The organism is Nordella sp. HKS 07 (assembly GCF_011046735.1).
In the GTDB taxonomy this organism is placed as follows: Bacteria; Pseudomonadota; Alphaproteobacteria; order Rhizobiales; family Aestuariivirgaceae; genus Taklimakanibacter.
In genome coordinates this window covers 7,101,009-7,126,770 of sequence record NZ_CP049258.1, presented here as the reverse complement: position 1 = coordinate 7,126,770, position 25,762 = coordinate 7,101,009, and the positions used below count along the sequence as shown (strand labels likewise).

At 62.5% G+C, this 25,762-nt stretch carries 15 protein-coding genes; 2 read left to right on the top strand and 13 right to left on the bottom strand.

Annotated features, from left to right (window positions below; all coding sequences use genetic code 11):
- Positions 1-50: 50 nt before the first annotated feature.
- The 12 genes from G5V57_RS33630 to G5V57_RS33575 all read right to left on the bottom strand — a co-directional run bounded on the left by G5V57_RS33630 (position 51) and on the right by G5V57_RS33575 (position 14,902).
- Complete coding sequence (locus tag G5V57_RS33630; RefSeq protein ID WP_165173595.1) at positions 51-1,454, bottom strand: hypothetical protein; 1,404 nt, start codon at positions 1,452-1,454, stop codon at positions 51-53.
- Positions 1,451-2,584 (bottom strand): DEAD/DEAH box helicase family protein, encoded by a 1,134-nt coding sequence (locus G5V57_RS33625; protein ID WP_165173593.1) that lies wholly within the window; start codon positions 2,582-2,584, stop codon positions 1,451-1,453. The genes G5V57_RS33630 and G5V57_RS33625 overlap by 4 nt, the downstream gene beginning before the upstream one ends.
- A gap of 122 nt (positions 2,585-2,706) precedes the next feature.
- Complete coding sequence (locus G5V57_RS33620; protein ID WP_165173591.1) at positions 2,707-4,047, bottom strand: FAD-binding oxidoreductase; 1,341 nt, start codon at positions 4,045-4,047, stop codon at positions 2,707-2,709.
- Positions 4,048-4,099: 52 nt separating this feature from the next.
- Positions 4,100-5,269, bottom strand: coding sequence for an acyl-CoA dehydrogenase family protein (locus tag G5V57_RS33615; RefSeq protein ID WP_165173589.1), 1,170 nt, complete (start codon positions 5,267-5,269; stop codon positions 4,100-4,102).
- A gap of 15 nt (positions 5,270-5,284) precedes the next feature.
- A complete protein-coding gene (locus tag G5V57_RS33610; protein ID WP_165173587.1) occupies positions 5,285-7,438 on the bottom strand; it encodes an acetate--CoA ligase family protein in 2,154 nt (717 codons plus the stop codon).
- A gap of 141 nt (positions 7,439-7,579) precedes the next feature.
- On the bottom strand, positions 7,580-8,542 hold the full coding sequence (locus tag G5V57_RS33605) for a LysR substrate-binding domain-containing protein (RefSeq protein ID WP_165173585.1): 963 nt from the start codon (positions 8,540-8,542) through the stop codon (positions 7,580-7,582).
- Positions 8,543-8,729: 187 nt separating this feature from the next.
- Positions 8,730-9,287 (bottom strand): cupin domain-containing protein, encoded by a 558-nt coding sequence (locus tag G5V57_RS33600; RefSeq protein WP_206530146.1) that lies wholly within the window; start codon positions 9,285-9,287, stop codon positions 8,730-8,732.
- Positions 9,274-10,383: an ABC transporter ATP-binding protein gene (locus G5V57_RS33595; RefSeq protein ID WP_165173581.1), complete on the bottom strand. Its 1,110-nt coding sequence runs from the start codon at positions 10,381-10,383 to the stop codon at positions 9,274-9,276. The genes G5V57_RS33600 and G5V57_RS33595 overlap by 14 nt, the downstream gene beginning before the upstream one ends.
- The gene (locus tag G5V57_RS33590; protein WP_165173579.1) at positions 10,380-12,017 is read right to left on the bottom strand and encodes an amidohydrolase; all 1,638 of its coding nucleotides are present in this window, start codon (positions 12,015-12,017) and stop codon (positions 10,380-10,382) included. The genes G5V57_RS33595 and G5V57_RS33590 overlap by 4 nt, the downstream gene beginning before the upstream one ends.
- Before the next feature lie 21 nt (positions 12,018-12,038).
- A complete protein-coding gene (locus tag G5V57_RS33585) occupies positions 12,039-12,836 on the bottom strand; it encodes an ABC transporter permease (RefSeq protein ID WP_165173577.1) in 798 nt (265 codons plus the stop codon).
- On the bottom strand, positions 12,833-13,654 hold the full coding sequence (locus G5V57_RS33580; protein WP_165173575.1) for an ABC transporter permease: 822 nt from the start codon (positions 13,652-13,654) through the stop codon (positions 12,833-12,835). The genes G5V57_RS33585 and G5V57_RS33580 overlap by 4 nt, the downstream gene beginning before the upstream one ends.
- Before the next feature lie 147 nt (positions 13,655-13,801).
- Positions 13,802-14,902: an extracellular solute-binding protein gene (locus G5V57_RS33575; RefSeq protein WP_165173573.1), complete on the bottom strand. Its 1,101-nt coding sequence runs from the start codon at positions 14,900-14,902 to the stop codon at positions 13,802-13,804.
- Positions 14,903-15,179: 277 nt separating this feature from the next.
- On the opposite strand from G5V57_RS33575, the gene G5V57_RS33570 reads away from it, so the two are divergent.
- Together G5V57_RS33570 and G5V57_RS33565 are read left to right on the top strand one after the other, a co-directional pair.
- A complete protein-coding gene (locus G5V57_RS33570; protein WP_246737464.1) occupies positions 15,180-17,126 on the top strand; it encodes an autotransporter assembly complex family protein in 1,947 nt (648 codons plus the stop codon).
- Between the two features lie 2 nt (positions 17,127-17,128).
- Positions 17,129-24,409, top strand: a complete 7,281-nt coding sequence (locus G5V57_RS33565) for a translocation/assembly module TamB domain-containing protein (RefSeq protein WP_165173571.1) — start codon at positions 17,129-17,131, stop codon at positions 24,407-24,409.
- Here the strand turns inward: G5V57_RS33565 and G5V57_RS33560 are convergent.
- Entirely contained in the window at positions 24,403-25,707 is a 1,305-nt protein-coding gene (locus tag G5V57_RS33560; RefSeq protein ID WP_165173569.1) for a glycoside hydrolase family 15 protein, read from the bottom strand. The two genes, G5V57_RS33565 and G5V57_RS33560, sit on opposite strands and share 7 nt — an antisense overlap.
- Between the last annotated feature and the right edge of the window lie 55 nt (positions 25,708-25,762).

The window sequence follows — 25,762 nt, the reverse complement described above, 5'->3', positions numbered from 1 at the left end:
GTCGAAGAGATAAGATGGTGTATCTGCGGCCTAGTGGCTTAGGAGCGCGCTCAAGTTCTGAGCGCCTTCAATGGGGCCTGTGCAAGTACCTTAAACCAGCCGTCTAACTGCCATTCTGGTAGACCGCCGAACGCATTCAACGCTGTCCATCTCTCGATGACTGTTCGACCTCTTGTGTCCTCTATTTTGGCTACAAATTCCTCCATCCGGTGAACAATTACGGCGGTCTCCACCAAAAAGATATCGTCGGAGGGACTTGCATCCTTACTACAGGTACCAGGAGGGCCAACTATCAGTACCCCCTCGCATTTGTGTTCGGGATATTCGTCTTTTAGCCATTGTTGATGGTTGTGGACTTGCCCAACATCTTCCTTCTTATAGTTGGCTGGCGCATCCTTCTTGGTTTTCATCTCAAAAGGTATCATGTACTTTGTATGTTCATCTAGCCACATTACATCCGGCCCGGCGCCCACCTCATTATCTGGCCTGCTAGCGCTAAAGCCCATCAACTCGCCAAACATTCGGAGGGCTTCTTCATGTTGGTTTGAAGAGGCTCCTTGATCCCTTAGTATTTTTGCTTGGCCACGTAGCTTCGTAATTAAATTGCCTAACGATTGAGCGCCATGGTGGTTTATTGTAAGTAACTGTTCCTGGAGTTTTGTTTTGGGGTCGCCCCTAGTGGCTTGCAAATCACCATCGCTTCGGAATGGGATATTGAGCCAGTGAGATAAGCGTGATCTCGCTCTTTTGTAATGAGCTATAGCTGTTTCAGTGTCTCCTTGAACATCGTACGTCATGCCAAGCCAAAGCGAATACCATCCGGCCAATCGCGCGTCCGCAATAGCCGTGCTATCGAGGACATCTAGTAGGGCTTTTCGCGCCTCTTCAATATCTTCTTGCCATAACCTGGTCATGAATGAGCATTCCGCAATCGCTGAGGTTGCAAGGGTCGCTTCGCGCTTGCGCACTCTGTCTAGCGCTTCCGACGAAACCTCTAGCCCATCAATGGTGTCGCGGTAGAAGTTTAGCCATCCCTCGTCACGTGCCAAGACTTGGTCCACAAGTCCGGCGACATCGCTCGACTTACTCTTCCCAATATCCTTCTGCAAGGACTGACCAAGAATGATCTGTTTACGTATCAGCGGAGGCAAAAGAGCGATATTAGCCTCACGCTTGATCCAGACGTTGATGTCTTTGCCATAAATGACAAATGCGCCGTAGTCGCTCCGCCCTCGATTTATGCGGCCAAGAAGCTGTGTTATTCGTCCTGCCAGTTTTGTTGAGAATAAGTTGCTTAGTTGCAACTGATAGAGTAGGTACTTTTCCATTAAACTGGATCCGGATGGGGCGCCATCGATAATCATAACTCTGCATGTGTCTTGCGGGAGATCGATGCCATCAATTCTGGACACGAGAATGAATGCTCCGGAGCTCGCCTGTCTGAAGTTGTTCAATTGCTGGCTGAATGTGGCCTGATCAGGAGGCGTTGCAGTTTCTTCCCAGGCTTTGGCCTGGTGTATGATGGGACCGAAATTAGCAGTTTCCGCTTAGCCAAGATCGATTTTGCCACAGAGAGTTTAGTCGACTTCTCATCGAAATCACTTGCCAGCAGAACCAGCCGCTCTCCGTTGCCAGCATCATTATCTGGCACAATAGGATTCGGAATTTTTCTTCCAAACCCCCGAACGAAATCAGTTTCATATTCCAAGGTTGCCGACAAATACACTCGACGTACTCCTTCGCCGAGAAACGGAAAGACGCCAGTTGGAATGAACGGGGGCGTAATCTCTATGTGAGTGGAGGAGACAAAAATGGCGCAATAGTGAAGGTGTTCGTAAAGCTGGACGGTGGGGAAGAACAAGGAGCTAGCTTTGTAGTTTGCATCCTTTAGGGCTTGAATTATTTGTTCTCGACAGCGGTGTGATGTGGCCAGCGGACAAAGAGTGACTGATTGTTGTCCTACTTCACTCAAGATGTAGCTCAGATGCGCACCTTTGCCTAAGGCTTGGAACTCGGGCCTCACAATCTGAGTAATCTTGTCGAACAGATCTGGAAACTTGTGCTTCGAAATGCTCAGAGTGAAGGAGTCCCGTATGAGCCTTTCAGCAACATGAGCGTCATCAAAAATAAGGCACTTGGGGGCGTTCTGTCCCTTGAATGTGCTTATGGATGCAAAAAGCGCTTGATAAGTGGTTATGCAGAACGCACGACCCGTTTCAAATAGGTCGTTGCTGAATTCCTTCTGTATGCGAGTTGAGTATTTTATTCCAATTCGATCGCACTCTCTAGATGTCTGAGAAACGAGATCAATTGTGCTACATGCGAATACAACAGGGCCAATTTGCTCGTTTACTAGACTTTGCGCTACTAGAATACCGACAAGCGATTTCCCAGCGCCCGTGTTTAGGATAATAGCGTTATCGCTCGCATCACGGTTGTTATGCCACCTCGCCAGCGCTTCTGCTTGACCTTTCCATAAGTCGTTTGGTGCGTCTTTGAGATTGGGTGTTCTCTTGAATATTTCAACGGGATCTAAGGGGGCAGAGGTTGAGGTCGGCCGCGTTAGCTTGTCGAAGTTGATCACATACCGCTCCGTTGAAGTAGGACGATTCCTCCGATATTTACCGAATCTTGCGTGTAGTCGCTAGGACTACGTATTGGTTCTGCTACTACGATGTTGGGTTGTGTGTACAGGAATTAAGTCATCTACAAGCCGGCTTCCAGTCGATCGAGCAGGCGATAATACTGGCTCATCGCGAAGACCCCGATTTTGCGGAACTGGTGGAACGGGAAAGCGTTCGGCACCGTCACCGGAAAGGCGAGATCGGCCGGCGCCACGCCGGAAGCGAGATCGGCGATGATCCTGCCCATCATGGTGCACATGGCGACACCGCGGCCGTTGCAGCCAAGTGCTGCGATGAGGCCCGGGCCCAAGAGATGCAGATGCGGAAGCGAGTCCCTGGTGATCCCGACCTTGCCGCTCCACACATAGTCGATATGGCTCGGATCGATCATCGGGAACAGGCGCCTTATCGCGGCTTGAAGCGGCGCGCCATCGGCTTTGCTCGGATTGTCGTCGACCGGCGAACGGCCGCCCATCACGAAGCGGCCCTGATGATCGAGCCGGAAATAGAGCAACAGGCGTCTCGTATCGGCGACGCCCTGACCGCCCGGAAGAATTCGCGCCCGTGTCTTCTCGTCGAGCGGTCTTGTGGCGATCTGGAAACTCGAAACCGGGATCACCGTCTGGGCGAGGCCCGGCCACAGGTCGCCCGTATAGGCATTGGTGGCCATCACCACCTGCCTCGCGCGAATGGCCGTCTGCGCGAGCTTCAGGATCCAGTGATCACCGTCGCGCGACAGGGACAAAACGGGGCTGCGAGCGCAGACTTTCGCGCCCTCAGCCAGCGCCGCTTTGGCGAGGCCGCGGGCGTAGCTCAAGGGTTGCAGCAGGCCGCCGCGCGGATCGAACCAGCCGCCAAAATAGGCCTCTGGCGCCGAGCCGATCATCGCCGAAATCTCAGCGCGATCGAGGAGGCGGGCATCGACGCCGCGCGCCTGCCATTGCCGGCAGCGCGGCACGACGAGATCCTCATAGGGCTTCGGCCCGTGGGCGGCCTGGATCCAGCCGCTCTGCTGGGCGTGACAGTCGATGCCGTAGCGGTCGATGAGGGAGAAGACGAGATCGGCGGCCCCACCCATGGCGCGGATGACGCGATTGCCCATCTCGTCGCCGAGAGCGGCGATGAGGTCGTCAGGATTGTGCTTGAGGCCGGTGATGATCTGGCCGCCATTGCGCCCCGAGGCACCCCAGCCCGGCTCGGCCGCATCGAGGACGATGACCTTGTGGCCGCGCTCAGCCAGGTGGATCGCGGTGCTCAGGCCGGTGAAGCCGGCGCCGATGATGGCAACATCGCAGGTCTCGGATTCCGACAGGCGGGAGTAGTCCGCGGGTGCCGTGGCGGTCGCCGCCCACAGGCTTTGCGGCAGAGAGGAGCTCGTGAACGCTGCGTCAGTAGAGCACGAGCTGGTTCCGTTTTTCTTCATAGTCATCATAGCTGCTTATTGGCTTCCGTATCAGTGAGAATGCGCGCCATCGTCACAGCCACTCGCTGAAGACACCGAGGCCGCGTTTGCGGATCTGGCCGGCGATCACGACGCGCTGGATCTCGGAGGTGCCTTCCCAGATGCGATCGACGCGGATGTCGCGATAGAGACGCTCCACCGGATTCTCGCGCATATAGCCGCGCCCGCCCAGCACCTGCAGCGCCTTGTCGATGACGCGGCCGGCCATTTCCGAGGAATGAAGCTTCAAGGCGCTCGCATGGGCATGGATCTGCTTGCGGTCGAGGCCGTTGTCGATCTCCCAGGCGACACGATAGAGTATCGTCTTGGTGGCGAAGATCTCGACCGCCATGTCGGCCAGCATGAATTCCACACCCTGGAAGTCGCGGATCGGACGGCCGAACTGATGGCGCGTCGTCGCATAGTCATTGGCGAGCTCGGCCGCGCGGATGGCGGCACCCAGCGCATGGGAAGCGATCTGCAGGCGGGCCTCGACGAACCAATCCTTGGTGAGCTCGAAGCCCTGGCCGATCTGGCCCAGCATGCGGTCTTCCGGCACGCTCACGTCGTCGAAGCGCAATTCCGCATGGTCGAAAGCGAAATTGTGCATGAATTTAGGCGAGCGGAGATGCACGAGATTGCGGGCCGGCTTGTCGACGAGGAAAAGCGTAGGCTTGTCGGGGTCATTGTCGACATGGGCGTGGACGATAATGAAGTCCGAGGCGTTGTAGGACGTGACGAACCACTTCTCACCGTTCAGCTGCCAATTGCCGTTCTTGAGCGTGGCGGTGGTCTTGACCTGGCGCGGATCGGAGCCCGCACCTTCCTCGGAGATGGCGAAGCAGCCGCGACGATGGCCGGCGCAAGATGGCGCCAGATAGTCATGGATCTGTTGGGGGGTTCCGAATCTGAGGCTGACGGGCGGGCGCCACACGCAGCTCCACAGGCCGTTGGTGACACGGCCGAGCTGCTCCTCGATGGCGGTCTGCTCCAGCATCGTCAATCCGAGGCCGCCATGCTCCTTGCTGTGATTGATGCCAGCGAGGCCCCAGGCGCGCACCTGATCCTTTACCGAATCGCGCCGGTCCATCGGCAATTCGCCATGCTCGTCGGCAATCTGTTCGAGAGGCACGAGGACCTCATCGCAGAATTTGTGGCCGAGTGCGGAAAGCTCCTTGAGCCGGGGTGTCAGCTCGAAATTCATGATTTCCTCTGTTTCTTAATTGCGCGCTTCCTTATCGCCAAAGCCGGGTAACTTCGGCGGGAAGCGCTGTGTTACGACGAGCGCATCGACGGCGAAGGCGCCCGATGCGGAAACGATCAAAGGATTGACGTCCATCTCGGCGATGAGATCGCCGAGCTCTCCGGAAATGTCCGAGAGGCTCAAGATCGCGCGCGCGAGGGCGTCGATATCCGTCGGAGCGGCGCCGCGCTTGCCGTCGAGCAGGGGACGGATGCGCAGACTGTCGATGAGGTGCTGCGCCCACCTATGATCGAGCGGCGCCACGGCGACGGCGCGGTCCTTCAGCACCTCGATCCAAATGCCGCCCGAGGCGACCATCAGATAGGGGCCGAATTGCGGATCGCGGATGAGGCCGAGAGCGATCTCCACGCCCTTGGGCGCCATTTCGGCGACGAGCACGGCGGGACCGAGGCGCGAAGCCATGTCCTGATAGGCCGCACGGAGCTCGTCTTGGTTGCGCAAGCCCAGCAAAACGCCCTGCGGGTCGCTCTTGTGCTGAATGCCGGGCGCCGCCGTTTTGAGCGCCACCGGGAAGCCGATGGCGCCAGCAGCGGCGAGAGTGTCTTCGAGAGTTTCCGCCCTGTAGTGGCGGGGCACGCGGATGCCGTAGTCGGCCAGGAGAGCGAGGCCTTCGCTCTCGTTCAATGCGCCCTTGACGAGACGGCTGCGCCATTGATCGCGCTTGGGGTTCGCCGGACGGAGCAAGGGCGCAACCGGCGCGTGATCGCGAAAGGCGAGGAGATTGCGGATGGCGCCAAGGCCTTCCTCGGTGCCGTCGATGACCGGCACGCCCGCCTCGGTCACCTTGAGCGCGACGTCGCGGTGATCGAGGGCGGAATAATTGGTGACGAGCGCCACCGGCTTCGCGCTGCGTTTCGCCACGCGGATGGCGGCGGCGGTGAAGCCTTCCGTGATATAGGAACCGTTGCGGATGTCCTCGAACATCACGCCGATGGCGGTGTCGGGGTCATCGACCAGCGCGTCAAGGCAGGCTTCGACATGAGTTTCGAAGTCGCGTCCGGTGCCCCAGACATCGAGCGGGTTGTCGGGCTTCAGCCCATCGTCGAGATGGCGGGCGAGGCGGTCTTGCGTGTCCTTGCTGATGCGCGCGAAGGGAATGCCGAGCTTCGTCGCGAGGTCGGCCACCATTTCGCGCTCGCCGCCCGAGTCATGGATGCTGGCGAGACCGCCTTGGCCGGCGGGTTTGACAGTCGAGAAGAGCAGAAGATTGGCGGCGAGGCTGTCGAGCGTCTCGACGGTCAGCACGCCGTGCTTGGCGAATAGCGCTTCATAGGCGGCGTTGTCGCCGGCAATGGCGCCGCTGTGGCTCGCGGCGAAGGCGGCGCTCATCTCGGTGCGGCCCACCTTGAGCACGACGACCGGGATACGGAGCCGTTCCGCCTTGGCGAGGCTCGCTTTGAAGGCTTCCGGATCCCGCGCGGTTTCGAGAAACAAGCCGATGACGCGTGTCTCGGGCTGGTCCAGCGCCCAGTCGATATAATCGGCGGTGGTGACGGTGAGCTCGCGTCCGCTCGAAATGGCAGCCGAGAATTTGAGACGCTGGTCGTTGTAGGCAAGCGCGCTGAAGGCGGAGCCCGACTGGGTGATGAGGGTGGCGCCGCCCGGCGCCAGGCGGTGCCTGGCCATGTAACCCGAGACGACGAGGCCAAGGGGCGGATTGACGAAGCCCATGCTGTTGCCGCCGCAGATGACGATGCCGGCTTCGCGCGCAACGGCCTGGAGACGGTCGGCAAGCGTATCATGGGCGCCGGGCAGGTTGCAGCTCGCAAAAATGGTTACAGCCGCGGCGCCGTGCCGGATCGCGTCGTTCAGGCCTGCTTCCAGATGCTCATTGGCAAGACCTAGGACAACATGGTCGACGCGTTGCGGCAGGGCGGCGAGATCCGGAAAGCAGGCGACGCCCTCGACCTCATCGTATTTCTGATTGATGGCATAGAGGGCGCCTGAGAAGCCGTCGCGCCGCGCCGCCCGTATCATCGAGTTGCCCGGCGTGTTGGGGCGGGTAGAGGCGCCGACAAAGGCGATGGAGCGCGGCTTCAGCAGTGGATCGAGACGATGCGCGGGCGCAGTCTGGGAAAGGCGCGCAGTCATCGAGTCAGGCGTATTCAAGTCTGTCCTCCCGGGACGGCTTGTGTCTTTGCCCGGAGAGTAGGGGCTCAGGGTGCGCGACGCACGCACGCAATGATCAAGTCGGCATGATCTGCGGGAATACCCCTTGCCGTAAGGAGAGTGCGCTATTTCTCGTCTATGCTACTGATTTTCATGATTTAATTTAGGCTGAACTGGGATTTCCCCCAGCACTTCGTGGCGCAGGCTAGCCATTTCGCCGAGCAGCCAGTCGCGCACCAGCGCGGCCGGCTTGCGCAAGGGCCGGCGCGATGTCGCCACGAGATAGTAGAACTGTCCGGTCTTCAGCGGGTTGCGAGCAGCCGGCACCAGTTCCTTCTGAAGCAGTTCGTGAGCGACGACATGCCACCAGCCCAAGGCGATGCCGCGGCCGGCGACAGCGGCCTGTATCACCAGCGTGTAGTCGGAAAAAGTAAGGCTGCGGCTGCCGGCGGGCGAGGGGTAATTGAATTCGGAGAGATAGCGCGACCAGGGAATGCGGATCGAGCCCGAGAGATGCGCCAGCGTGTGGCCGCTCAGGTCGGGGCAGTCATCGAGCCCGCCATGGGTGCTAAGATAAGCGGGGCTGCAGACGGGAACGACGAGTTCCTCCATCAGCGGCCAGCGCTGCTGGTCATCGTCCTCGGAGAGATTGTAGCGGATCGCGAGATCGACATCCTCGATCGGGCCGGTCGGTTCGCCGCGCACCAGCTGGAAACGCAGATCGATATTCGGAAAGCGACTCTGGAAGCGATCGAGGCGCGGCATGAACCAATGCATCGCGAAGGCCGATGAGAGCGACAAGGTGACCGTGCCGGCGTCGCCATGACGGGCGCGGATGTCCTCGATGGCGATCTCCATATGCTGGAAGCTGCCGGTCACCGCATTGTAGAGATGGCGGCCGTCCTCGCTGAGCTCAAGGCCGGTGGTGGTGCGGATGAAGAGCTTGGTGTCGAGATGCCCCTCGAGCCTGGCGATCATTCGGCTCACCGCCGATTGCGTGACATTGAGCTCAGCCGCGGCACGGGTGAAGCTCAGATAACGCGCCGCCGCCTCGAAGACGAAAAGCGCGCCGGCGGAGGGCAGGAGGCGGCGAAGCGATGTCATGGTCCGGGAGGATAGAGCCAGGAGAAACGAAAGGGTAGCTGCTGTTTACGCCGTCGCTAGATCACGTTGAGTTTGGATTGAGTCAATCCAAACTCATAAACGTGATCAGCTTCAATATTTTAGCGCGTGATTTTTGCGAAAAACCGGTACCCACTATTTCGCATCACGCGCTCGCAAAGCGCCTCGATCAGAGATAGGGCGGGGTGCAGGAGGCCACCATGACGCAGTCGACGTCGCCGACGTTGCGGAAACGATGCGGCTGATTGGAGCGGAAGAGATAGCCGTCGCCGGGCCCGAGGATCTCGGTGCGGTCACCGACGGTGAGCTCGATCTGGCCCGACAGGATGACGCCGCCTTCCTCCGCTTCGTGCTTCAGCATTTCAGGGCCGGTCTCGGCACCCGGGCGATAGCGCGTCTTGAGGACCTGCAGCTTGGCGATGCCACGGCCGGGACCCACCTGCATGATCTCGCAGTCGCCGGAGGCCAGCTGCACGAAGTCGCTCTTGCGGTAGAAGACCTTGTCCATGCTCGGCAGGTCGGGCGTGAAGAATTCGGAGAAGGTGAGCTTCAGGACGTCGAGAATGCGCGCCAGCGTCGCCACCGATGGAGCGGTGCGGTTGTTCTCGACATTGGCGATGGTTACGTGGGTGAGCTCGGCAAGTTCGCCGAGCTGTCGCTGTGACAGTCCGGCCTGCTCGCGCTTGAGCCTGAGCGCCGTCCCGACATCGAACTCACTGTTGATCAAGGGCGGTGTCATCCTCGCTTACGATCCGGCCGGCGTGCACAGGCCAGGAGGCCCGCACAACGGAGCCGGGAGTCGGTTTTATGCCCAGCCGGCTGGTCGGCATCTCGGCCCGCAAGGGACCAATGGCCGTCCTGAGATCGAGCGCCGTGGTCCCCCCATGATATACACAATTCTCGATATGAGCGTCCATGGCGACATGCCGTCCGGTTGCGCCGTCCTTGTCCGTGGCCCCGATCTCGATCATTTCGGGCCGGAGCGACAGAGCCGCCTTGCCGGTGATGGCGGGATTGCCGGTGACCGGCAGCCATTTGCCGGCGATCAAGGCGGAAGCCGTGTCGCCTTTCGCCTCCAGCCGCTCGATCGCAACGACATTGCTGCGGCCGATGAAACGGGCGACGAAGCGCGTCGCCGGATTCTCGTAGATGTCGTCGGGCGTGCCGTATTGGACAATCCGGCCACCATTGATCACCGCAATATGGGTGGACATGGAGAGCGCTTCGTCCTGGTCATGCGTGACATTGACCACGGTCACGCCGACCTTCTGATGCAGACTCTTGAGCTCGTCCTGGAGGCGGGCGCGCAACTGCCGGTCGAGGGCGGAAAGCGGCTCGTCGAGCAGAAGGAGGTCGGGCTGGTAGGACAGGCAGCGGGCCAGCGCGACGCGCTGCTGCTGGCCGCCCGACAATTGCGCCGGGCGGCGATCGGCGAGACGGGCGAGATCGACCATCGCCAGCGTCTCCTCGACCCTTCTGGCGATGGCGTCGGGCTTCCATTTGCGCAATTCGAGCGGGAAGGCGACATTCTGCGCCACCGTCATATGCGGAAAGAGCGCATAGCCCTGAAACACGATGCCGAGGTCGCGCTCCTCGGGCTCGAGCGGCACCAGATCGCGTCCCGACAGCACGATCTCGCCCGTGGTCGGCTTCACGAAGCCGGCAATCGCCATGAGGATGGTCGTCTTGCCCGAGCCCGAGGGCCCGAGCAAGGTGAGGAAATCCCCCTTGGCAATCGACAGTGAGGCACCGTCGACGGCGACCGCCGACCCATAACGCTTGACCAGGTTGCGTATCTCGAGGAAGCCCGTCGACACGGTCATGCTGCTCCGCTGCGCCGGAAGACCGGTTCGCCGCCGACATAGGTTTCGCGAATCTTCAGTTGATCGAGTCGTTTCTTGTCCATGGTGAAGATGTCTTCCTCGAGGACGATGAAGTCGGCGAGCTTGCCAAGGCTGAGATCACCCTTCATGTGCTCTTCCTTGCCGCAATAGGCGCCGAGCGTCGTATAGGCCTCGATCGCCTCATAGACGCTGATCGCCTCGCTCTGGTCGAGATCGGCGCCGCTGTCGGTCACGCGATTGACGAGCGAATGGATGGCGCGCAGCGGATTGGGATGGCAGACGGGCGAATCCGAATGGCCGGGCGCCACCACGCCTGCATCGATCATACTGCGATGCGGCCACATATAGCGCATCGCCTCGGGCCCACGATTGCGGCGATAGGCGTCGCCGAGGTCATAGGCGAAGCCGGTGGCGGAGGAGCAGATGACCTTGAGACGCTTGAGCCGCTGCAGGATCGATGGCGTCACGTTGCAGCAATGCTCGACGCGCAGGCGATGATCCTCGACGGGGTGTCGATCGAGCGCGTGCTCATAGGCGTCAAGCACGAAATCGATGCCGCGGTCACCGACGCCGTCGGCGCCGACCAGAAGTCCGGCCTGATGCGCCTGCAGGACGCGCCGCTTGAAGTCCTCGAGCTCGTAGAGAAGCATGCCGCGATTATCCTCGGGCTCGCCCAGCACCTTCGGCCCGACATAGGGATCGTAATAGGCGGCGGTGCGGCCGCTGGTCGAGCAGTCCGGGCACCATTCGACGCCGGTGAGCCGCACCCATTCATCGCCGAAGCCGGTGCGCCAGCCGGAGCGGATGATCGCCTGGATGAGCTCGTCCTCGCGACCGGAGGCCAGCAGGCCGACACGCATCTTGAGATTTCCGGCCTCGCGCATCTTCTGATAGGCGACGATGCCGTGGGTCGAGCACAGGCTGTTGTGCACCGACGTGATACCGTAGGTGGCGAAATCGGCGAAGACCTTGACGAGACCCGCGGCGAAATCGTCGGAGGTGAAATCCGCCTGGTTGTAATTAACCACCTCATGCGCGGCCGTCTCACGCAGCAGGCCCGTCAGCTCGCCGGTCGCAGGGTCGCGGTCGAGGCGGCCGAAGGGCGGATCCTGGCTATCCTTCGTGTAGCCGACGATCTTCAGCGCGGCGCTGTTGGCAAAGCCCAGATGCGCATCGCGGCGGTAGAGGAAGGCCGGCCGGCCACCCGCGGCGGCGTCGAGCTCGTCCCGCGTCGGATAGCCGCCGAGGCGCAGATCGTCATAGCGGAAGCCGACGAACCAGCGGCTTTGCGGCGTGCCTTCGGTCGCCTTGCGGACGAGTTGAAGCACTTCCTCCTTGCTCGAAAATCCCTCCGACAGATCGGTCCAGCGGCCGAGCCGGGCACCATGCATGTCGGGATGGCAATGGCTGTCGATGAAACCCGGCAGAACGGTGCGGCCGCCGCAATCGATCACCTCGGCATGCGGCGCCAGAGCGCGCATATCGGCCGTCGAGCCCTGCGCGGCGATGTGGCCGTCACGAATGGCGAGCGCCTCGACGAAGACACCATCGCCTTCCATGGTGGCGATCTTGCCATTGATGACGATCTGCTGGATGGGCCGGCTCTTGACCATTTGGCGCTCCTAGTTTGGTTCTCAGGATTGTGCGGACGCTCGCCTCGCGAGCATGAGCTTGATGATGACGGCCGCGAGCGTCGCGGCGATCATGACCGAGGAGACGGCAGCGACCGCGGGATCCACACGTTCCATGATGCTCGACCATATTGTCTGCGGCAATGTGCGGATCTTGCGGGCGGTGATGAAGAGGACGACGATGATCTCGTCCCAGGAGGTGATGAAGGCAAAGATGCCGCCTGAGACCACACCGGGGATGATATTGGGCAGGATGATGCGGCGCAGCACCGTGGAAGGGCGGGCGCCGAGCGAGCGGGCGGCATATTCGAGCCGGTAGTCGAAGCTCGACAAAGCGGCGGAGACAGTGATCATCACCAATGGCACGCAGATGGTCGTATGGGCGATGATGACGCCCCATATGGTGTCGAGCCAGCCGAGGTCGATCCAACTCTTGTAGAAGGCCAGCGCATGGACGATCGAAGGAACGATCAAAGGCGCCAGGATCATCAGGCGCAACAGCTGCATGCGGCGACCGCCGATGCGCCACATGCCGACGGCGCAGAGGGTGCCGATGACGACGGAGAGCACGGTGGTGACGCTGGCGATCAACAGGCTTGTCAGTATCCCGCCCGACCAGCGCCGGTCGAAGATCAGCGTTTCGTAGTGGCGCAGGGACAGCGCCTCATCCGGGAAAGACAGATAGCGCTCGGGCGTGAAGGAGACAGGGATCACGACCAGAAGCGGCGCGATCAGGAACAGGACACCGGCCCAGGCGAGGCCGCGCAGAACGTTGCCGGGAAGAGACTTGGGCAGTGTCATCGACGGGAGCCTCCGAGCACCGCATCCCAGTCGGCGAAACGGCCGGCGATGAAGACGACGGCGAAGACGACGGAAAGGAGCATGGTGGCAAGTGCCGCGGCGATGCCCCAGTCATAGCCTTGCGAGATCAGGAGCGCGATATATTCCGCGATCATCACGATGCGGCCGCCGCCCAGAATGGCGGGCGTGACATAGAAGCCGAGCGAGAAGATGAAGACGATGACGAAGGAGCTGTAGAGGCCCGGTATGCTGAGCGGCAGGAATACCCGGCGGAAGGCAGTGAAGGGACGAGCGCCCACGGCGCGTGCCGCCGAGATGAGCCTGGGATCGATGCCCTTCATCGCGGCATAGAGCGGCAATATGCCGAAAGGCAGCATGTAATGGACCATGCCAAGCATCACGCCAAACTGGTTGCGCACGAGCTGCACCGGCTCATCGACAAGGCCCGACCATTGCAGCAGGCCGTTGACCGGGCCGTTGTTGTTGAGAACCGCGATCCAGGCGAAGGCGCGCACCAGCACCGACACCCAGAGCGGCACCAGGATGCAGAGCATCATCCAGGTGCGCGTGCGCTCTGATGCCTGCACCAGCACATAGGCGATGAGATAGGAGATAAGAAGAGTCGCCGCGGTGGTGATGGCGCAGATCTCGATCGTCGTCCAAACCATGCGATGGATGGGTTCTGAGGTGAGCACCGCGCCGTAATTGGCGGCGAAGCCCTGGCCGTCGGTGGCGCTGATCACCAGGATGCGCGCCAACGGCACGAGATAGAGAAAGAACAGCAGGAACGCCGCCGGCATTACGAACAGCAGATACATGGCGGCGCTCCCGGGGCGTTAGAGCCTTTCCCGTTTTGATCGAATCAATAGATTCGATCAAAACGGGATAAAAAGGGCTCGACTACATATATTTGGAGCGCTTCCTTATCGCGAAAGTCGAGCAACTTTCGCGGGAAGCGCTCTAGATCAGGAAGAAACCACGTCGAGGAAGCGCTTCTCCGCTTCCTGATGGTTCTTGGCGTACCATTCCTCATTTTCGAAGACCTGGATCGCCAGATTTTCGGGCGAACCCGGATTGCGGGAAGCGAGCTCGGGCGCGAGCTTGGCCGTTTCCGGATTGGCCGGCCCCTGGCTCAGTTCCTTCAGGAGGATGAGCTGCTTCTCGGGGTCCTGCATGGAAGCGAGGAAGTCGAACACCGCTTTGCCGGCGGGATTGCCCTTCGGCACGGCCCAGACGCCCGGCTGCACGACCCCTTGATTGAAGGTGTATTTGAAACGGCCTTCCGATTCGTCCGCCAGCATGGTGGAGCGCGTGTGCCAGATCTGGCCCATCGTCACCTCACCATCGCGGAAGACCTGCTGGCTGCTGGCGCCACTGTCCCACAGAACCAGATGCTCCTTGATTTCCTTGATCTTGTTCAAGGCGCGATCCATGTCGATCGGATAGACTTTGTCGGGCTCGACGCCATCGGCCATCAGGGCGGCCTCGAGCACGCCGACCATGTATTTCCACACGACGCGCTTGCCCGGGAATCGCTTCAGGTCCCAGAAATCGGCCCAGGTCTTGGGTTCCTCGCCGCCAAAGGCCTTGCTGTCCCAGGTCAGCACCGAACTATAGATGTAGCCGGTGGGGCCCCATTTATAGGCGAGGCCGGGAATGATCTTGTTCTTGTCGACGATCGAGTAGTCGATGGGCTCGAGCATGCCCTCGAGGCCGAGAGAGGCCTGGGTCCCGAGACCACTGTCGCAGACGTCCCAGGTGACGTTCTTTGATTCGACCATGGCGCGGATCTTGCCGCGGGTCGGGCCCGAACCGTCGAGATGGATGGCGACGCCGGCTTTCTCCTCGTAGGGAGCGCCCCAGGCCTTGCGGTAGACTTCCTCAGCGTCGCCGCCCCACATAGCGAAGACGATCTCCTTGGTCTGGGCATCGGCCTCGCGCCAGGTCGGCAGGGCGCCGGTGGCGCCCAATGCCGCCAGGACCTGCATGAAGCGCCGGCGCGACATCTTGCCGGTCCGCACCTTTTCCGCAACGATCGCCAGACTGTCTTGAATAAATGATGTCATTGTTTGCTCCCTTGCGGCCCTGTTGGCGGGCCGTCTTACCGTCACCTTGACCAACAAGCCGGTGACTGGCAAGTATAATTACCAATTGGACACTAAAATGTCCGCAGGAAACGGCATGACTCTACGGAAGGGGGCTGGGAAATCACTCTGTATCCAAAATGAAACAGATGTTTCCTCGTTGTTTTCCTTAATTTTCCGGAATCAGACGGAACACATTTTAACCGGATTTTTGCCTCACCGTACTATGGCACACGGGGAAGTAAGTGAGTGGGGCGTTGTGCGGGCTGATAATAAATTCAAGAGCAATCTCTGGGTGTTATTCACCGCGAGTGCGCTCTTCACGGGTTTCATGGCTGCCCCCGGGCACAGCCAGTCGTTTTTTGATGGAATAACCTCCTGGTTCACGGGGAAAAAGGCCGATGAGCCGATGGTCGATGCGCTGCCTTACAAGGTTACGATCAAGGTCGATCACGGCGACAGCGACCTGCGCTCGGCGATCGAGGACAGCTCCAATCTGGTGACATTGCAGGAGAGTTCGGCTCCGGGCGTGGCGGGGCTCGTGCAGCGGGCGCTGTCGGACCAGGAGCGAATCACCGCCGCGCTCTACGAGAAGGGCCATTATGCCGGGGAGATCGACATTCTGATCGCCGGCGTCGATGTCAATGATAGGGGCGTCTACGATACCGCAGAGGCGGCGCGCAAGCGCGGGCCTGTGCCGGTGCAGATCAATGTCGATGTGGGGCCGCTGTTCCACTTCGGCGATATCCGCGTGCTCGACGCCAAGACGCGACGGCCGTTGACGGATGTGCCCGATCTCGAGGAAAGCGACCTCGTCGAAGGTGAGGTAGCGGCGAGCTCGGCCATTGCGCGCGCCGAGCGCCTCATCGTCGCGGATCTGAGAAAGCGCGGCTATCCCTTTGCCCGGATCGACGGCAAGGATGTCGCCGCCAATCATATTACGCGACGGCTCGAGGTCTCGCTCTTTGTCGAGAGCGGGCCCAAAGCAGGCTTCGGCCGCTTCACGGTGTCGGGGACGGAAGGACTCGACCCCGAATTCGTCGAAAGCCGCATCAATATAGAAGAGGGCGACCCCTATACGCCGGAACGCCTCGACAAGCTGCGCCGGCGGCTCACCTCCTATCCGATCATCGCCGGCGTCAAACTGCTTGAGGCCGAGACGCTCGATCCGAATGGACGGCTTCCCGTCGATGTCGAAATCAGCGAGCGCAAGCCGCGCTATTTCGGCTTCGGCACCAAATATTCGACGACCGAAGGCACCGCCGCGAATGCCTATTGGGGGCATCGCAACCTGTTCGGCGGTGCTGAAACCTTGCGCATCGACGGCCAGGTGTCGTGGTTCGGCGGCGAGCCGGACTCGGTACCCAATGCCGATCCCTTCGGCTACATGCTGAAAGCCACCTTCACCAAGCCGGGCATATTCACCGTCGATGACGACTTGCTGGCCGAGGCGGCGGTGCTGCGCGAAGTGACGAATGCCTATGTGCGCGACGCCGTGACCTTCAATGCCGGCGTCAGGCGCCGGATCAGCGATACGCTCTCTGTGCAAGTGGGCGTCGACTTCGAACAGGGCCATGTCGAGGACGCCGACGGCAAGCGTCGCGACTTCGTGGCTGGCCTTCCGATCGATGTCATCTATGACACAACCGATTCACTCCTCGATCCGACGCGGGGCATCCGCTCGTCCGCCCGTATCGAGCCATTTGCCTATCTTGGCGAGGCCGGCGCGGGACCGGTGCTCGCGCGGGGATCGCTCGCCGCCTATCATGCGGTAGACGACCGCAACCGCTTCATTCTTGCCGGCCGCGTGGCGAGCGGCAGCATGATCGGCGCAAATCTCAGCGACGTGCCGGCGCAGCGGCGCTTCTACGCCGGCGGTGGCGGATCGATCCGTGGTTATGAATATCAATCGGTCAGTCCGCGCAACGACAACGGCGATATCATCGGGGGCTTGAGCTTTTTCGAGGCCTCGGCCGAGTTGCGCGTGCGCATCACCGACACGATAGGGCTCGTGCCCTTCGTCGATATGGGAGCGGCCTTCGAGGACGAAGTGCCTGATTTCTCCGGTCTCAAATATGCGGCGGGCCTCGGCTTGCGCTATTACACAGCGATCGGGCCGATCCGCTTCGATGCGGCGGTGCCGCTCAATCCACGCGACAGCGACATAGGCTATGGCATCTATGTCAGCGTCGGTCAGGCTTTTTGAACATGGCGCGCGGAATCATACGTTATACCGCCCATGGGTTGCTCGGTCTTGCCGTCCTCGGCGGGGGGCTGTTCGGCTTCATCCAGACGCCGCCCGGCAAGAGCCTGCTTGCCAGCACCGCGAGCTGGCTCGCTTCCGGCAACGGGCTCGAGGTCAGGATCAGTGACATCGATGGTTTCGTGCCGTCGGACTTGAAAGTCGGACGCATCGAACTCGCCGACAGCAAAGGCACTTTCGCCACGATCGAAGGCATTGATTTTACCTGGGCGCCCATGGCGCTGATCAGCGGTCTCGTTTCGGCGGACAATATCGCGGCGCGCAAGATTTCGCTGCAAAGGTTGCCGGAATTGCCGCCGGCGCCAGAGAACGCATCGGGCTCGGCCTTGACGCTGCCGCGAATTGATCTGAAGCGGCTTGCCTTCTCCGAGATCGATATCGCGGCCCCGGTCTTCGGACAGGCCATGCAATTGTCCTTCGCGGGCTCGGCGCATGTCGTCGATCCGGCGCAAGGCCTGGCACTCGACTTCGGGCTCGACCGCACCGATCTTCCCGGACGCATCGCCGGCAAAGTCAACTACATCCTGGATACGCGCGTCCTCGATATCGACGTCGTGGCCGATGAGCCGAGCGGTGGCCTCATATCCGGCCTGGCGCAGATCGAAGGCCGTCCGCCCGTCAATCTTGCCCTCAAGGGCAAGGGATCGCTTGACGACTTCAAGGCGACGCTTTCCTTGGCGGCGGGCGAAGCGATCACGGCGCAGGGCAGCGCCAGCATCGAGCGAGATCAGATGGGGCGGGCCGTCCTGCTCGATCTGAAGGGAGCGCTCGCGGGATTGCTGCCCGCCAATCTGCGTCCGCTGTTCGAGGGCGACACCACGCTGAACGCACGCCTCCATGTCGATGACGCGAAGGTTGTGCGCGTCGATGACGTGAAGCTGCAGGCGGCGGGTCTCGGCGCCACGCTCAAGGGCAGCGTCGATACCAACGGCAACACGGCTCAATTGCGCTTCAGGCTGATCGGCGGCGATGCTGCGCGCTATGCGACATTGGCGCCCGGGGTCCAATGGCAGGACTGGTTCGTCGATGGCTCGCTCACCGGGCCGCTCGGCCAGCCGGCGGTCAAGGCCGCCGTCACGCTGAACATGCCGCGCGCCGAAGGCTATGGGGCCGAGGTGGTCAGCGCGACGATCGAGGCCCTCCCACAAACGGACGGCGCCTTCGCGATCACCGCCGACGGCAATGCCAGAGGGCTCGAGGCCGCCGATCCGAAAGTGACTGAGGCGCTGGGCGACACGCTCGACTTCGTCATCGCGGGCGCGCTCGGCAGCGACGGCAAGCCGCAATTGACGGGCGCCACGATCAAGCTGGCACCGCTTGCCGCGGAATTCACCGGGCGTGCGACGCCGGTAACCGCGCAAGGCAAGCTGCGTCTGAACCGGCTCGATCTCGCAGCCCTTTCGCCACTCGCCGGACGCAGCCTCGGCGGCCAGATCACGGCCGAAGCCGATCTCGACATGACGGCCGATATATTACGCGTGACGGGGAAAGGCAGTTCGACCGGCATCGTTACCGGCATCGCGGCGGTGGATGGTCTGCTCAACGGAGCGACCGAGCTCACCGGCAGTGTCGAGCGCGGCAGCGACGGCGTGCTGGTGGTCAAGGACGCCAATCTCAGCGCGAAGAATCTGGCGCTCGCGGTGGGCGGGCGCATCGACCGCAGCACCGCCGATCTCAAGGCCGATCTCACATTGGCGGATATGGCGCTCATCGATCCGCGGGTGAGCGGCAAGGTGCAAGCGACCGCCGCCTTCTCCGGCACGCTCGACAAGCTCGCCCTCAATTCCAAGCTCAGCATCGCGTCGGGCACGGCGATGGGCAAGCCGGTCGAAGGCCTGGAGGTGATCGTAACCGCCGCCGATCTGACCGGCGCGCCGCAAGGCGATCTCAGTTTCGACGGCCGCGTCGCCGGCAAGCCGGCAAAGGGGCTGGTGCGCTTTGCCACGCTGCCCGAAAACGCCTATCGGCTCGATCCGATCGACATCACGGTCGGCGCCAATCAAGTGAAGGGCACACTCAGCACCGCCGGCAGCCTGATCACTGGCGATCTCGTCGTCGATGCCCCGGATCTCTCTGATCTCTCGGCCTTGGCGCTGACGCCGATGGCGGGTTCGCTCAAGGGCACGGTCAAGCTGTCGGCAGAGGACGGCAAGCAGGCCGCGGTCGCGAATGCGACGCTTTCCTTGGCGGCGGGCGAGACGATCACGGCGCAGGGCAGCGCCAGCATCGAGCGAGATCAGACGGGGCAGGCCGTCCTGCTCGATCTGAAGGGAGCGCTCGCGGGATTGCTGCCCGCCAATCTGCGACCGTTGTTCGAAGGCGACACCACGCTGAATGCGCGTCTGCATGTCGATGACGCGAAGCTCGTGCGCGTCGACGACGTGAAGCTGCAGGCGGCGGGTCTCGGCGCCACGCTCAAGGGCAGCGTCGATACCAACGGCAACACGGCGCAATTGCGCTTCAGGCTGATCGGCGGCGATGCCGCGCGCTATGCGACACTGGCGCCCGGCGTCCAATGGCAGGACTGGTTTGTCGACGGTTCGCTCGACGGTCCGCTCGGCCAGCCGGCGGTCAAGGCCGCCCTCACGCTGACCATGCCGCGCGCCCAAGGCTATGGTGCCGAGATGTTCGGCGCGACAATCGAAGCCCTCCCGCAAGCGGACGGCGCTTTCGCGATCACCGCCGACGGCAATGCCAGAGGCCTCGAGGCCGCCGATCCGAAGGTGGCTGAGGCGCTGGGCGACACGCTCGACTTCGCGATCGCGGGCGCGCTCGGCAGCGACGGCAAGCCCGCTCTGACCGGCGCCACGATCAAGCTGGCACCGCTCGCCGCAGAATTCACCGGGCGTGCGACGCCCGAAGCGACGCAAGGCAAACTTCGTCTGAGCCGGCTCGATCTCGCAGCCCTTTCGCCACTCGCCGGACGCAGCCTCGGTGGCCAGATCACGGCCGAAGCCGATCTCGACATGACGCCTGACGCGTTGCGTGTGGCGGGGAAAGGCAGTTCGACCGGCATCGTTACCGGCATCGCGGCGGTGGACGGTCTGCTTAATGGACCGACCGAGCTCGCAGGCAGTGTCGAGCGCGGCAGTGACGGCGTATTGGTGGTCAAGGACACCAATCTCAGCGCCAAGAATCTGGCGCTCGCGGTGGGCGGGCGGATCGACCGCAGCACCGCCGATCTCAAGGCTGATCTTACGCTGGCGGATATGGCGCTGATCGACCCACGCGTGAGCGGCAATGTGCACGCGACCGCCGCCTTTTCCGGCACGCTCGACAAGCTCGCTCTCAATTCCAAGCTCAGCATCGCGTCCGGTACGGCGATGGGCAAACCGATCGAGGGCCTGGAGGTCATCGTGGCCGCCGCGGATTTGACCGGCGCGCCGCAAGGCGATCTCAGTTTCGACGGCCGCGTCGCCGGCAAGCCGGCAAAGGGTATGGTGCGCTTTGCCACGCTGCCCGAAAACGCCTACCGGCTCGACCCGATCGACCTCACGGTCGGCGCCAATCAAGTGAAGGGCACGATCAGCACCGCCGGCAGCCTGATCACTGGCGATCTCGTCGTCGATGCCCCGGATCTCTCCGATCTCTCGGCCTTGGCGCTGACGCCGATGGCGGGTTCGCTCAAGGGTACGGTCAAGCTGTCGGCAGAGGGCGGCAAGCAGGCCGCAGTCGCGAATGCGACACTTTCCTTGGCGGCGGGCGAGACGATCACGGCGCAGGGCAGCGCCAGCATCGAGCGGGATCAGACGGGGCGGGCCGTCCTGCTCGATCTGAAGGGAGCGCTCGCGGGATTGCTGCCTGGCAATCTGCGTCCGCTGTTCGAGGGCGACACCACGCTGAACGCACGCCTCCATGTCGATGACGCGAAGGTTGTGCGCGTCGATGACGTGAAGCTGCAGGCGGCGGGTCTCGGCGCCACGCTCAAGGGCAGCGTCGATACCAACGGCAACACGGCTCAATTGCGCTTCAGGCTGATCGGCGGCGATGCTGCGCGCTATGCGACATTGGCGCCCGGGGTCCAATGGCAGGACTGGTTCGTCGATGGCTCGCTCACCGGGCCGCTCGGCCAGCCGGCGGTCAAGGCCGCCGTCACGCTGAACATGCCGCGCGCCGAAGGCTATGGGGCCGAGGTGGTCAGCGCGACGATCGAGGCCCTCCCACAAACGGACGGCGCCTTCGCGATCACCGCCGACGGCAATGCCAGAGGGCTCGAGGCCGCCGATCCGAAAGTGACTGAGGCGCTGGGCGACACGCTCGACTTCGTCATCGCGGGCGCGCTCGGCAGCGACGGCAAGCCGCAATTGACGGGCGCCACGATCAAGCTGGCACCGCTTGCCGCGGAATTCACCGGGCGTGCGACGCCGGTAACCGCGCAAGGCAAGCTGCGTCTGAACCGGCTCGATCTCGCAGCCCTTTCGCCACTCGCCGGACGCAGCCTCGGCGGCCAGATCACGGCCGAAGCCGATCTCGACATGACGGCCGATATATTACGCGTGACGGGGAAAGGCAGTTCGACCGGCATCGTTACCGGCATCGCGGCGGTGGATGGTCTGCTCAACGGAGCGACCGAGCTCACCGGCAGTGTCGAGCGCGGCAGCGACGGCGTGCTGGTGGTCAAGGACGCCAATCTCAGCGCGAAGAATCTGGCGCTCGCGGTGGGCGGGCGCATCGACCGCAGCGCCGCCGATCTCAAGGCCGATCTCACATTGGCGGATATGGCGCTCATCGATCCGCGGGTGAGCGGCAAGGTGCAAGCGACCGCCGCCTTCTCCGGCACGCTCGACAAGCTCGCCCTCAATTCCAAGCTCAGCATCGCGTCGGGCACGGCGATGGGCAAGCCGGTCGAAGGCCTGGAGGTGATCGTAACCGCCGCCGATCTGACCGGCGCGCCGCAAGGCGATCTCAGTTTCGACGGCCGCGTCGCCGGCAAGCCGGCAAAGGGGCTGGTGCGCTTTGCCACGCTGCCCGAAAACGCCTATCGGCTCGATCCGATCGACATCACGGTCGGCGCCAATCAAGTGAAGGGCACACTCAGCACCGCCGGCAGCCTGATCACTGGCGATCTCGTCGTCGATGCCCCGGATCTCTCTGATCTCTCGGCCTTGGCGCTGACGCCGATGGCGGGTTCGCTCAAGGGCACGGTCAAGCTGTCGGCAGAGGGCGGCAAGCAGGCCGCGGTCGTCAAGGCGACGGCATCCGCCGTGCGCGTCGCCGAGCAGGGGATCGGCAGAGCGACGGTCGACGGAACGGTCAGCGACGCTTTCGGTACGCCCGGCTTCGTCGGAACCATCGTGGTCGCCGATAGCACAGCGGGTGGTGTCCGGATCGAACGCGCGAACATCGACGGAAGCGGCACTGCCGCCGACAGCACGATCCGTCTCGCCGCGCGCGTCGAGGGTACCGACGTCACCAGCGAAGCGCGCGTCAGGCCATCAGGGGCCACGACGGTCGTGGATCTGCGCTCGCTTGCTCTGGCGAAAGGTGGAGTGCGCGCCAATCTCGCCGGACCATCCCGGATCGAGATCACGGGCAGCGATGTGGCGATAGACAATTTCGTGCTCGTGACCGGCAGGGGCCGCGCCGCGGTATCCGGCCGGGCCGGCAAGGACAGGCTGGCGCTCGATGTGAGGCTTGCTGCCCTGCCTTTATCTCTCGCCAGGCTCGGCGGCTATCAAGGCGAGCTCAACGGAACGCTTGAGGGCACGATCACGGTGGCGGGCTCGCCGACATCGCCCACCGGGCGCTATGACATCAGGATCGCGGGCCTCAGCAATCCCGACATTGTGCGCAGCGGCTCCGGGCCCTTTGACATATCGGCCAATGGCGATCTGCGCGATCAGCGCGCCATGATCAACATGACGATCAGGAATCGGCAAATCCAGGATGCACGGGTGACCGGGTCCATCTCGCTACCGCAGATGTTGCTCGACCTCAGAGTTGTGGGCGGAGTGCAACTGTCGCTCGCCAATCCTATGCTGGCCGCGTCCGGTAACCGGCTGGCGGGCAGGGCGCAGATCAATGCGACTGTGACAGGCAAAGCGAGCGAGCCTAATCTTGGTGGCACGATACGGCTCGTCGATGCGCGCTTCGACGACGTGGTCAACGGCGTCAGCATCTCGAAGATCAATGGCGACATCGTCGGCAGCGGGCGGTCGCTGGTCCTGCAGAATATCAGGGGCCAGACGGTGAATGGCGGCAGAGTCACGCTGACTGGCAGGGTGACCGTCGATCCGGCGGCCGGCCTTCCCGCCGATATCGCCATCGCATTCGACAAGGCCACCCTCATTTCGAGCGATACGGCGCGGCTGGTGGCCGATGGGCGTCTGCAGGCGAGCGGACCCCTTATGTTGCGTCCCAAGATTGCGGGCCGCGTTCAGGTGCGCCGTCTGGACATCAATCTCCCAGACAGACTGTCCGGCGCCGCCAGGCCGATCGAGGTGCGCCACATTGGCGCCCCACCCGGCAGGAGGCTCGCCGGCGCCAGGCCCGGAGCGGCGGCGAAGGCAGGGCCCGCGAGGCCGGCGCGGGCTTTTATCGCCGATCTCGACCTGACACTCTCGGCCCCCAATGGTATCTTCGTGCGCGGCATGGGGATTGAAGCGGAGCTCGGCGGCAATCTGTCGCTCAGGGGCACCAGCGCCGAGCCGCGCTCGCTGGGCGGCTTCGAGTTCCGGCGCGGCCGCTTCGACGGCTTCGGCCAGAGGCTCGATTTTTCGCGAGGGATCATTTCCTTCAACGGCTCGCTCGATCCCGAGCTTGATTTCGTCGCGCAGACCGTGAGCGGCGGCATCACCGCCAAGGTTCTGATCACGGGGCCGGCCTCGCAGCCCAGGATCAGCTTCGCCTCGACGCCCACCTTGCCGCAGGACGAGGTGATTGCCCGGCTCCTGTTCAATCGCGGCGCGAGCGAACTCACCATGAGCCAGGCGGCGCAGCTTGCGCAGACGATCGCGCAATTGTCGGGCTCCGGCCCCGGCATGCTCGACAAGTTGCGCCAGTCGCTCGGCGTCGACAGCCTCGATGTCGACACCGAAAATGGTGGCAGCGTCGGCATGGGCAAGCGGATCAATGACCGCGTCTATCTCGGCGTGAAGCAGGGGGCGCAGCCCAATTCGAGCAAGGTCACGATCGACCTCGACATCACCAGAAATATCCGCGCGCAAGGGGCGGCGGGGGCCGACGGCAGCACCGAGGTCGGCGTCGGCGCCGAATGGGATTATTGAACCTCATCACATGAATTGCGCGCCGCGATCGCCGTGATGAAGGCGGCATAGCTCCAGGCCAGCTTCTTGGCCGAGGTCTGCCGGCCGGTCTGGCGGTCGAATTGCTCGGAGAGCTCGCCGCTTTCGGGTGTGAAGGCGCGCACCGTTTCGAGAAAGGCATCGCCTTGCGCGAAATAACCACGGGCGATCTCGCCGGTGCATTCGGAAGCCAGGCGGAAATAGAACTCGGCGGCGGCCAGTGTCGAGAAGTAATAGGCGCCGCCTGAGAAATAGATATCACCGGCATACCGCCCCATGGCCGGGGCGCGTTCCCTGGAGCGCCCGTGATTGATCGGATAGTCGCGATCGAACAGCGCCTCGAGCTTGCTCTGCGTCGCGAGCATGCGCACATCTCGCAGCGTGTGCAGGGGGCCTTCATCATCGGCGTGGATGACGGCGAAGATGACAGACATGTCGAGATACTTGCCGGGATCGCCGTCAAGCCTGGACCGATAGAAACCCTCCCGCTCAAGCCAGAAGGAGTCGAGCTCATCGTTCAGGCCGGACGCCGCCCGGCGGCAGGCTGCAGCCTTTGCTTCATCCTTGCTCCCCAGCCAGGACGCGGCTTTGGCGAGCGCCGTCGCTTCCACCCTCAGCGTGTAATAATGCTGACCCTGTTCCTCCTCCCACATGTCGAAGGCCGGCTCGCCCAGATGGCGCAGGAGGAAATCGACATCTTCGAGCAGGAGGCGCGCCGCGTCTTCGCGGCATGCGGCAGTGAGCGGAGCGTCGCTCGAGAGCCAGCGCAAGACAGTCAGGAGGCGCAAAGCCGGTCCGTCATGCTGCGGCCTGGACCAGCGCGATATATCGAGCGTGCCGTCCGGATTGACGCGCGTCTCGGCGGCGACGTCCTGCGGCCGGACCGAGGCGAGCTCGGTTTCGGGTCTCAGATATTGCAGGAAATCGGGACGCGTCTTGGCGCGGTCCGTCACCGGTGTCCGGCGCGGCAGAGACAGGGAGAAGCGGACGAAATCGTGAAAATGGCTGAGGGCCTCAGGCCCGAGCGTGCCGTCCTCGTGCAGCAGTCTGAGGGCATCGATGACGATCGCCGAATCTCTGAACCAATGGAAGAAATAATCGGGATCCGGATCCCAGGCGGCGAGCACGGGCGACGCCACGACTGAGCCGGGCACGGGCGTCACACTCTGGCCGAAGCCCGGACGTATCTGGGTGATGTGCGACGCGGAGACGACCTCCAGAATGGACCGGGCAGAGAAGCGATATTGGCGGGAGATCCAGTTTTCGAGTGTTTCAGACATGAGCGCTCCAGGCAGGATCACGTGCCAGACGAGTTCTCTCCCTCATTTCCCTTCT